Below are 9765 nucleotides of genomic sequence, written 5' to 3'. Positions count from 1 at the left end.
TCTACTCTCAATTACAAATATTTTTTGAAGAAAGATTAAACTAAGTGATAATCTAAGATATACCTTTTAAAAGAGGCTAATTTTAGGCTCTGCTATTGACATACAAAAAATAAAGTTCTAATATATTAAAAACGAGAAGCTATAATTAAAGAATTATGACTCCTCTTTTTATATAAGTTTTACATTAATTTTTAGAGTTTACACAAAACTTGCAACAGCCCCACTTTTTTATTTCAATTTTTAACCTACTTCTTTCACTCTAAATAATCTATCTCTAATATCAAATATTTCAAAATTAATCATTCTTAATAATTCTTTGTCATGAGTTACTAAGACAACGGCACCGTGATATTCGTTTAACATATTTGCAATTGTAGACCTAGAGTAACTATCCATATAAGTAGAAGGTTCATCTATTACAAGTAAGTGATTTTCAGCTAAGATGTTAGTAAATATTTCTAACCTCTTTTTCTCTCCACCACTTAACATATATATTTTTTTACTTCTAAATTCTTCTTCGTAATTGAAAAGAGAGTCAATAGCTCCTTCGATAAAGTCTTGGTTTAGACCAGTTTTATCTTGAATATATTCTGTAATCCTCATGTTTTCATCTTCTAAGATAGTTTCTTGCTCTATATAAGAGAATTTTGCCTTAGGGTTTATATCAATAGTTCCTGTAGTAGGTTCTTCTTCTCCTAAAATCATCTTTAATAAAGTTGATTTTCCAGCTCCATTTTCTCCTACAATACATATTTTACTGTTCTTTAATATTTCAAAGTTAACATTTTTATATAATGTTTTTTCAGGGAATTCCTTAGAAACATTATTAATTGAAGCTATTACATCCCCAATGTCTTTATTAATTGTAAAATATTCTTCAGGACTAGAATTATAAGCATGTTCAGATTCTTTAGAATGTACATTTTTCCCTTTTTCTAATCTTTCTAATTCTCTTTCCATCCTTCTTAAGATTACAGCATGAGAGTGGTTATTACCGACTCCTTGTACCAATATTTCTTTTTGCTTAATTCTTTCACGAGTTTTTTCTATTTCAAAATCTTTTTCTCTATTTTCTTTCTTTTCTTCCTTTATTTGTATTTTTTTGTCCTTTTGGTAAGTTCTATAGTCCCCTTCATATGTAGTTACTTTAAAATTATCTACATCAAAGAATTTATTAGAAAATGATCTAATAAAATCAACACTATGAGAAATTACTAAAAATGCTTTAGAACTTTTAGCAATAAAGTTAGCTAACCAAGCAGTCTTCTTTTTATCAAAATATGATAATGGTTCATCTAATATTACAAGGTTAGATTCTTTGAATAAAGCTATTGCAAGTCTTACATATTGCTTTTCTCCACCACTTAAATCTTTAAATTCTCTATCTAACTTACTACCTAATTCAAATACATCTATAAATTCAGATTGTAAATGAATATAGTCATATGCTCCTAAACTTTCAAAATGGTCTGAAGCTTTTTGAAATTCTTCCATCACTTTTTCATCATTGTCTGCTTCACCAGTAAACTGAATCGAAACTTCTTCTAAGTGGACTTGAGCTTTTACTATATGCTCAAATGGTGAGTCTAATAACTCTTTTACTGATTGATCTAAACTTGTTTCTCCAAATTGATCAAAGTAAGCAATTTGTGCTTCCTCTTCAATTACTATATCTCCATAAGTTGGGTATTCATCTTCATTTATTAATTTTAATAAAGTTGATTTTCCACTTCCATTATTACCAACAATAGCAATCTTTTCTCCCTTGTTGATCTCTAAATTAACATTTCCATATAACTTTTGAGTTAAATGTGATTTTGCTACATCTTTAAATTCAATAATATTCATATATCTTCTCCTATTTTAACGATTTGCTATAAATAACCTAAATAATATTATACCGCATATTTGAGAAAATCCAAAATTAAACTATAAAAATATTATGTTGTTTTGTTAGAATGGAGTTATAAATCCAGATTTTACTAGGAAAATACTCAGAATAAATTTTATAGATTTATTCTGCTAATTAGAACTTTTTCTTTTTTCTGAGTAATTAAAAAAAAGGCTTCCAAAACTGGGAACCTTCTTAAAATATTCTAATTATATATCCCATTTGTAAGGGATAGCGTGGTGCATCAAGGGGGACTTGAACCCCCACAGGAAAATCCCATAAAGCCCTCAACCTTACGCGTCTACCATTCCGCCACTGATGCATAACATAAGAAATTATATAGTAATCTTTGACAGTTGTCAATCAAAAGTTTTTTTAGGTAGAGTCGAATAATTGAAGGTGAAACTTTTATTTCTATAGAATCGATAAATTCTGATTTTAACAAGTATTTTTCCAAAAATGATTGCAAATTTTCTTTACCTCAAAGAAGATCTCTATAGCTTTTTTTCTTGACAAATTGGAAAGAAGGTGGTATAAGTTATATAAATAAATTTTTAAAGGAGAGGAATTATGTTGAAATTAAGATTTAATTGAGCCTGAATAGCTGATAAACTTCTGGATGAAGTTATAATGGAACTTTTAGAATCTGAAAAAAGGATATATTAGGTAGTCTTTACTGCTTCAATATTATAAACATTTATTCCAATTCACTCTTTAACTTCCAAGCCATTTTAAAATTATGATGGATATAAATAATATATTAACGAGATATTTTGACCTTAATATTTTATCTATTCCTAAATAATTACTTTCGGAACTATTCTGTTCCAATTAACAATCACTGTAAAAAATAAGAAAACAAATTTTTTTAATCTTAATGGATAAACATAATCTCCTTGATAAAGCGGGGGGTCATTTGTGATGTGTTAAATCCGAAGTTATCTCGAAAATTATATATAAATTTAAATCAATTTTAATTTTATATAAAATAAACATTATATTGCAGTACATGGAGGGTTAATTAATTGAAATACAAAAAAGACAAGATGCTGAAAATAGGGCTTTTAATAGCTGTAGTGGGACTATATTTTTTAGTTCCAGTAATTAGAATAAATACCAATCAGGCAATTTTCATCCTTAAAAATGTGGATGTGGATTTAGCTAGAGAGTATATCTTAGGGTTTGGAATATGGGCTCCTGTCGTATCATTTTTACTTATGATATTACAATCTATAGTAGCACCCCTTCCCGCCTTTATAATAACCTTTGCCAATGCCGGATTATTTGGCTGGGTAAAGGGAGCTCTTTTATCCTGGACTAGTTCTATGGTAGGAGCAGCACTATGTTTTTACATAGCAAAGTTTTATGGAAGAGATGTAGTAATGAAATTAACTGGTAAATATGCATTGGATGGTGTGGATGATTTTTTTGATAGATATGGAAAATATACAATATTGGTAGCACGATTATTGCCATTTATTTCCTTTGACATTGTCAGCTATGCTGCAGGCTTAACTTCTATGAGTTTTTTCAATTTTTTTGTGGCTACTGGGATAGGACAACTGCCAGCAACAATAATTTATTCATACATAGGAAGTATGTTGACAGGGCCGACCAAAACAATAGTAGTGGGATTGCTTATATTATTTTCTATTAGCATATTGATATTCCTGTTTAAAAAAATATTGAATGATAAGAAAAAATCAAAAGATACTACAGGATTAGAAAGTACAAACTAAAATATGAGGAGGAAAAATGAGAAAAAAATACACCATGGGATTACTTGTTCTATGTGGGTTGATATTTTTTTTATTCAATGCTTGTGGTAGATCATCGGCTGAGGAAGTAAAAGAAATAGATCTTTCCATATATGAAAAAGGAGATTATTTTATCAGCCCTGAGGAACTTAAAACATTATTAGGAACAGAAAATTTAATATTATTGGATTGTAATAATCCGAAGATATATGCCAAAGAACATATAAAAGGAGCCATAGGAATTGGATTCCATGCTTTTTCAGAAAAAGTTGGTAAACCAGGAGACCCAGGTTGGGGAACTATAAAATCAAAGGATGAGTTGAGAGAAAAACTTATTTCATTGGGAATAGATGATAAAAAAATAGTGGTACTTTACTCAGATTTATTTAAAGGTCCTGGAGCAGATGGACGTACAGCTTGGCAATTAACATTAGCAGGAATGAAAAATGTTAAGATTCTTCATGGGGGATCCAGTTATTGGAAAGAACTTGGTTATGAGATGACAAAAAATGTTACTGTTAAACCAACACCCAGTGCTGGTGTGACTTTAAAAGACTATGACAGAAGTTTTATGATAACAAAAGATGAACTTTTTAAAAATTTAGATAAAGAAACTATTATCGACGCAAGAACTAAAAAAGAATTTGACGGATCTCAAAAGGCAGGGGAGCCTAGAGGTGGTCATATAAAAGGGGCAAAGCATCTTCTTTGGACTGAATTATTGAATAGAAATGGGACTTTAAAGACACCGATAGAAATAGAAGAGATAATGGATAAAATGGATATTTCTAAAAAAGACGACCTTACTCTTTACTGAACTATGGGAATAAGATCGGGTTATGCAACTATGATCCTCAGAGCCGGTGGCTTTGAAAATGTAAAAAATTATGAAGGTTCTATCTATGAATGGAGTGGCGATAAAACTATGCCAATGGAAAACAAATAATAGGAGAAAATTATGGTTTCTAAAAAAATTAAAGAAAAAATGGAAGAGGTAATCAACGGGTGTTTAGAATGTAAATCTAAACCCTGTATGAAAAATTGTGTTATGCTAAATGATTTTGGAGAGGATCCAAAATCAATTTTTAAGGAATGTATAGAAAAAAACAAAGTATCGGATAGAATGACGTATTCATGTAATATGTGCAACCAATGTACGATTGCTTGCCCCAAAGATTATAAGATACAGGATATATTTATGGAAAGTAGGAAGCTAAAGATAGAAAAAAATAATGGAAAATCACCTATGAAGGGTCATAGGGCAATTGAAGTTCACCAATATTTGGGACATTCAAATTTTTTTAATACAGCCAATAAAGCTCCTAAGGGAAATAAAACTAAAAGAATATTTTTCCCGGGATGTTCACTACCTTCTTATAACTCAAAAGCAGTGGGAAATATCCTAGATTTTTTACAAGAAAAATATGATGGAGAGATCGGATCTATCTTAAAATGTTGTGGGAAACCAACACAGTCTCTTGGACAGGTGGATAAATTTAAGAAAAGGTATGATGCAGTTCAAAAAGCTATAGATGATACAGGAGCAGATGAAATTATCGTAGCATGTCAATCGTGTTATGAAATCTTTAAAAAAAATAGCCCAAATCAAAAAGTAAAATCTCTGTGGGAGATCTTGCCTCAATTAGGATTGCCTGAACATGCCAATGGGATAGGGAAAGATTCAAATGTTGTATTTGGTATTCATGATTCGTGTCCTACTAGATACAACAAGGAGATCCAGAACGGGATCAGATGGATTTTAGCTCAAATGGAATACAAGACTGAAGAGCCTTTCCATACAAAAGAGAATACAAGGTGCTGTGGGTTTGGTGGAATGGTAATGCCGGCTAACCCCAAAGTGACTCATGCAGTTAGAAATCGGAGAGCATCGGAATATAAGACAGATCATATAGTAAGTTATTGTGCTGCATGCAGGGAATCTATGGAAAGTGCAGGAAAAGACTCGGTACATATTTTAGATCTAGTATTTGGAGAGACATATACTAAAGCTTCTGCAGCTAAAAGAAATCAGAGGCCAGAGATACAATGGATGAATAGATTTAAATCTAAAAAAGAATTAAATAAAAGGAAATAACACAATATAACATATATCTATTAAGGATTATTAGTGAATTAATTTTATGAAGATTATATAAAATTAATTAAGAGTGGAAATCTGTGCTTACTCTAAACACAAAAGGGAGGATAAATGAAAAAATTATTAACTGTTATAATATTTATAGCAATTTTTATGGTTGGAATGGCTACTCCTACAAGATCAAAGGAATATTCAGCATATGCAACTAACACCTTAGTAAGCCCAGAAACTGCAAATAAGATGATCGAGACCGAAAAGGGTCTGGTAATTTTAGATGTAAGAAAACAAGCAGCTTTTGAAAAAGCACATCTGGAAGGATCCTACCAAATTTGGAGACCAGATTTTTCTGCTGATGAAGGGGAATATGAATATAATGGTATGAGAGCTACTCCTAAGAAAATGTCTAAAACATTAGGCTTCTATGGAATTACAGCTAATACACACATCCTTTTACTGGGTGCAGAGGCAGACTATGATGCCAGCAGATTATAGTGGATATTAGACCTGTATGGACATAAAAATATATCTGTGATCGACGGCGGAATAGATGGATGGAAGTCAGCTGGATTAAAAGTGGTAGAGGGAGTTATAGTAAGGCCAACTATCCAGACAGTATATGAATTTCTGAGTCCGGTAGACTCATCTAAGTCAGCGAGTTTAGAAGATGTGAAAGCTACAATAGCAGATGATGTAGTGATATTAGATACAAGAGCCTATCTTGAATCTGATGAATTAATTCAAGGTGATAGATTGCTGATAAAGGGTAAAATTCCAGGTTCATATAATATTCCATGGGATATGATGGTGAACAAAGATAAAACATTTAAATCACCTAAACAGATAAAAGCAATTTTGGATGATGAGGAGATTACAGAAGATATGCCGGTTATTTTATATTCACGTTCAGGTGAAGGATCTGCCCATATGATCTTTGTATTGAAAGAATTATTGGGCTATAAAGATGTTAAGAACTATGATGGTTCATGGGCTCAGTGGTCCTATGAATCCACACAGGGAAACATCGGAATTGAAAAAGACAATATTTTTAAAGTTTTATTTAGTTACATTACAAAGAGGGAAAAATTAGAGAGTGTAATTACTATTCTAGGGGTATGGGGTCCACTTTTTTATATCTTGATATATATATTTATAACTATTACGATTTTACCGGCTTTGCCTATTACAATAGTTGGGGGGATAATTTTTGGACCAATAATGGGAGTTGTCTATACGGCTATTGGAGCAGGGATAGGACTTTCATTATCTTTCCTGATAGCTAGATATATTGCTAGAGATGTTATTGAGAGAAAGTTTGGAAACACAGACATATTTAAAAAAATAGATGAAGGAGTAAAAAAAGATGGATGGTTTATTTTAGCTGTAACCAGATTAATACCTATCTTTCCATTTGGAATCCAAAATTATGTATATGGATTAACTTCTATTGGATTTGTGCAGTATGCGATATTATCTACAATATTCATATTACCAGGAAGCTCTGTGTATGTTATGTTAGCAGGAGCGTTTACATCTGGAGGCAAGGCTACAGTTTTAAAATATTCAATCACAGCATCACTTATTTTCATGAGTCTTATGGTAGTAACTAAGATCATCAAAAAAAGAATGGAACTTCAAAAATAAAATAACTAAACTTTTAAAATATTAGGGATATTTAAAGTTGAAAATTTGTCCGCCTTTTGGTGGGCAAATGTTATTTTATAGGATGCAATCTGAATGTTTACTTCAAAAAACATTCAAAACATAAGGTTGTAACTATGCTATAATAAATGAAGAATACAATTGTTTGTAGGGGAAATAGATGAAAAAATTAATATTTCTATTGATATTAGCAAGTTTGTTATTGGTAGGTTGCGGGGAAAAAGAAGAAACGTCAAAAAAAGATGTTTTGGACCTGACCTGAGAAGAAATTAAAAAAAATGCCAGCGGTCAAAGTGTTTCTATAACAATATGGGGTGGAAGTAAAGAGAGCAATAAATATTATGATGAATTTATTGCTCCTAATTTGAAGAAAGAATATAATATAACTTTAAAGAGGGTGCCTATTACAGATATCAGACAACCTCTGAATAAATTGGTTATCGAGAAAGAAGCCAATAAAACAAATGGAAGAACCGATGTTATCTGGCTCAATGGAGAAAATTTTAAATTTGCTAAAACTAACGAAATTTTACTGGGAGATATCAACTCTAAGCTACCAAAATATAGGGGAAGTCGATCCAAATGCTCTTAGAAGTGATTTTGGTGAGCCGGTAGAAGGATTAGAAGCACCTCTTGGACAAGCTAATTTTATAATGATAACAGAGGAAAAAAATCCTCCTAAAACAGCAGTAGAACTAAGATCATGGGTAGAAAAAAATCCAGGGAGATTTACCTATTCTAATCCCAATGACTTTGTAGGAAATGCCTTTATAAGGACACTGGCTGTAGACATATTAGGAAGAAGAAGTTTTACAGTGGATGAAATGGACCCAGTGTGGGATTACTTAAACGAAATAAAGCCCTACTTATGGAGAGAAGGGAAAACATACCCTGAGTCTTCAGAAAGAAATCATGAGTTATTTGCTAGCGGAGAGGTAGATTTTTCTATCAGTTATACTCCTAGTATAGTAGAAAATAAAGTAGCCTTAGGTGAATTTCCTAAGAACGCATATCCGTATGTAATGGATGTAGGAAGTTTTACAAACAATCATTATCTGACTATAGCTAAAAATACACAAAATCCAGAAGCAGCTTTGGTTTTTATAAACTATATGATCTCAAACGACCCCAAAGAGAGAAAGATGAAGTCTTCAGTCTGGGGAGACGGAGCAATCACTAAAAAATTAAAGGAAGAGTTGTTTACGCCTCAATTAGAGGAGTTATCTCCAGAGGTAAAGAAGGGATAAAAGATGAATGGTATGAAAAAGTGGCGAAGAACTAAGGCCCACCTAGGGATTCTGCCCAGTATCATTGTGATGTTGGTATTATTTTGGAGTGGAATATTAAAATCTTTTCAACAAATATTTAATTATAAATTATTAGAAAAAGTAATAAACAGAGGAGAATTTTTGAATTCTCTAGTTTATACCAGCAAATTAAGTTTATGTTCTATAATTTTAGTGGGAGTAATGTCTCTTTTAGGGATATATGCCCTCTATCTTCTCAGTACAGAGTTCAATCTGAGAAAATTAAATGGGATAAAGATGTTTTTTTTAGCTCCCATGTATATTCCCTATCTTTTAGGAGGATATATGATCTCTACTCTAGTTGGCCAAAGTGGAATTATCTCTACTCTATGCTATAGGTTGGGATGGATTCATAAGATGAATGAATTTCCGATTTTAGTCAATGAGAATCATGGATATTCAATTATATTGACCTATGGATGGAAGGCAAGTCCCTTTGTGATCCTCATGGTATATTCAACGATGATAAAGATAAACAATGAGTGGCTGGATGTGGCTAAGGTATATGGAGTAAATAGATATCATTTTTTTAAATAGGTGGTATTTCCAATAATTTTTCCTATCTATTTGAGTTCATTGTTTGTAGTTTTTGCTCATATATTTGCTTCATTTGAAGTTCCATATCTCCTAGGAATAACCTATCTATAATGGTCGTATAAATTCATACAAAGAGTGTTTAACCTTAAGCAAAAAAATAGGGTATAATTTAAGAAAACAATATGGGGGATTTTGATTATGAATACATGAAAAACTTACTCTTCTAAGTTTAAATTTAAGATCGTTTTGGAAGCTTTTACAGAAAGAGAAACTTTACAAAAAATTGCTAATGATAATGAAATTGCATCTTCTTAAATAACTCGTTGGACTGATGAGTTTAAAAATATCGGCTCCTTTCTTTTTAAACTCATCAGTCCAACGAGTTATTTGAGAAGGTGCAATTTCATTATCATTAGCAATTTTCTGTAAAGTTTCTCTTTCTGTAAAAGCTTCCAAAACAATCTTAAATTTAAACTTAGAAGAGTAAGTTTTTCGTGTATTCATAATCAAAATCCC

General features: G+C 31.4%; 10 protein-coding genes and 1 tRNA gene. 8 read left to right on the top strand and 3 right to left on the bottom strand.

What is annotated here, in order from left to right:
• Positions 1 to 240: 240 nt before the first annotated feature.
• Both V5784_RS04015 and V5784_RS04010 read right to left on the bottom strand, forming a co-directional pair.
• Complete coding sequence (locus V5784_RS04015) at positions 241 to 1848, bottom strand: ATP-binding cassette domain-containing protein (protein ID WP_336887768.1); 1608 nt, start codon at positions 1846 to 1848, stop codon at positions 241 to 243.
• A gap of 280 nt (positions 1849 to 2128) precedes the next feature.
• Positions 2129 to 2213, bottom strand: a tRNA-Leu gene (locus V5784_RS04010).
• Between the two features lie 703 nt (positions 2214 to 2916).
• Here V5784_RS04010 and V5784_RS04005 point away from each other — a divergent pair.
• The 8 genes from V5784_RS04005 (at position 2917) to V5784_RS03970 (ending at position 9249) form a co-directional block, all read left to right on the top strand.
• Positions 2917 to 3630, top strand: coding sequence for a TVP38/TMEM64 family protein (locus V5784_RS04005; protein WP_336887767.1), 714 nt, complete (start codon positions 2917 to 2919; stop codon positions 3628 to 3630).
• 16 nt (positions 3631 to 3646) lie between these two features.
• Positions 3647 to 4465: a rhodanese-like domain-containing protein gene (locus V5784_RS04000; RefSeq protein WP_336887766.1), complete on the top strand. Its 819-nt coding sequence runs from the start codon at positions 3647 to 3649 to the stop codon at positions 4463 to 4465.
• A gap of 3 nt (positions 4466 to 4468) precedes the next feature.
• Positions 4469 to 4594, top strand: a complete 126-nt coding sequence (locus V5784_RS03995) for a rhodanese-like domain-containing protein (protein WP_336887765.1) — start codon at positions 4469 to 4471, stop codon at positions 4592 to 4594.
• Between the two features lie 12 nt (positions 4595 to 4606).
• Complete coding sequence (locus V5784_RS03990) at positions 4607 to 5743, top strand: heterodisulfide reductase-related iron-sulfur binding cluster (RefSeq protein ID WP_336887764.1); 1137 nt, start codon at positions 4607 to 4609, stop codon at positions 5741 to 5743.
• A 114-nt stretch (positions 5744 to 5857) separates the two neighbouring features.
• Complete coding sequence (locus V5784_RS03985; protein ID WP_336887763.1) at positions 5858 to 6238, top strand: rhodanese-like domain-containing protein; 381 nt, start codon at positions 5858 to 5860, stop codon at positions 6236 to 6238.
• 36 nt (positions 6239 to 6274) lie between these two features.
• Positions 6275 to 7387 carry a VTT domain-containing protein gene (locus V5784_RS03980; protein WP_336887762.1) on the top strand — a complete coding sequence of 371 codons (1113 nt, stop codon included), beginning with the start codon at positions 6275 to 6277 and terminating at the stop codon, positions 7385 to 7387.
• A 527-nt stretch (positions 7388 to 7914) separates the two neighbouring features.
• Complete coding sequence (locus tag V5784_RS03975; RefSeq protein ID WP_336887761.1) at positions 7915 to 8652, top strand: ABC transporter substrate-binding protein; 738 nt, start codon at positions 7915 to 7917, stop codon at positions 8650 to 8652.
• 3 nt (positions 8653 to 8655) lie between these two features.
• Positions 8656 to 9249 (top strand): hypothetical protein, encoded by a 594-nt coding sequence (locus V5784_RS03970; protein ID WP_336887760.1) that lies wholly within the window; start codon positions 8656 to 8658, stop codon positions 9247 to 9249.
• Positions 9250 to 9522: 273 nt separating this feature from the next.
• Here the strand turns inward: V5784_RS03970 and V5784_RS03965 are convergent.
• Positions 9523 to 9765, bottom strand: a 243-nt coding sequence (locus tag V5784_RS03965) for a transposase (protein ID WP_336887759.1), incomplete at its 5' end; no start/stop codon positions are given.

The organism is Psychrilyobacter sp. (assembly GCF_037132775.1).
Taxonomy (GTDB): Bacteria; Fusobacteriota; Fusobacteriia; order Fusobacteriales; family Fusobacteriaceae; genus Psychrilyobacter.
Note: the sequence above shows the minus strand (reverse complement) of the source record. Positions and strands in the feature narration are given on the sequence as shown.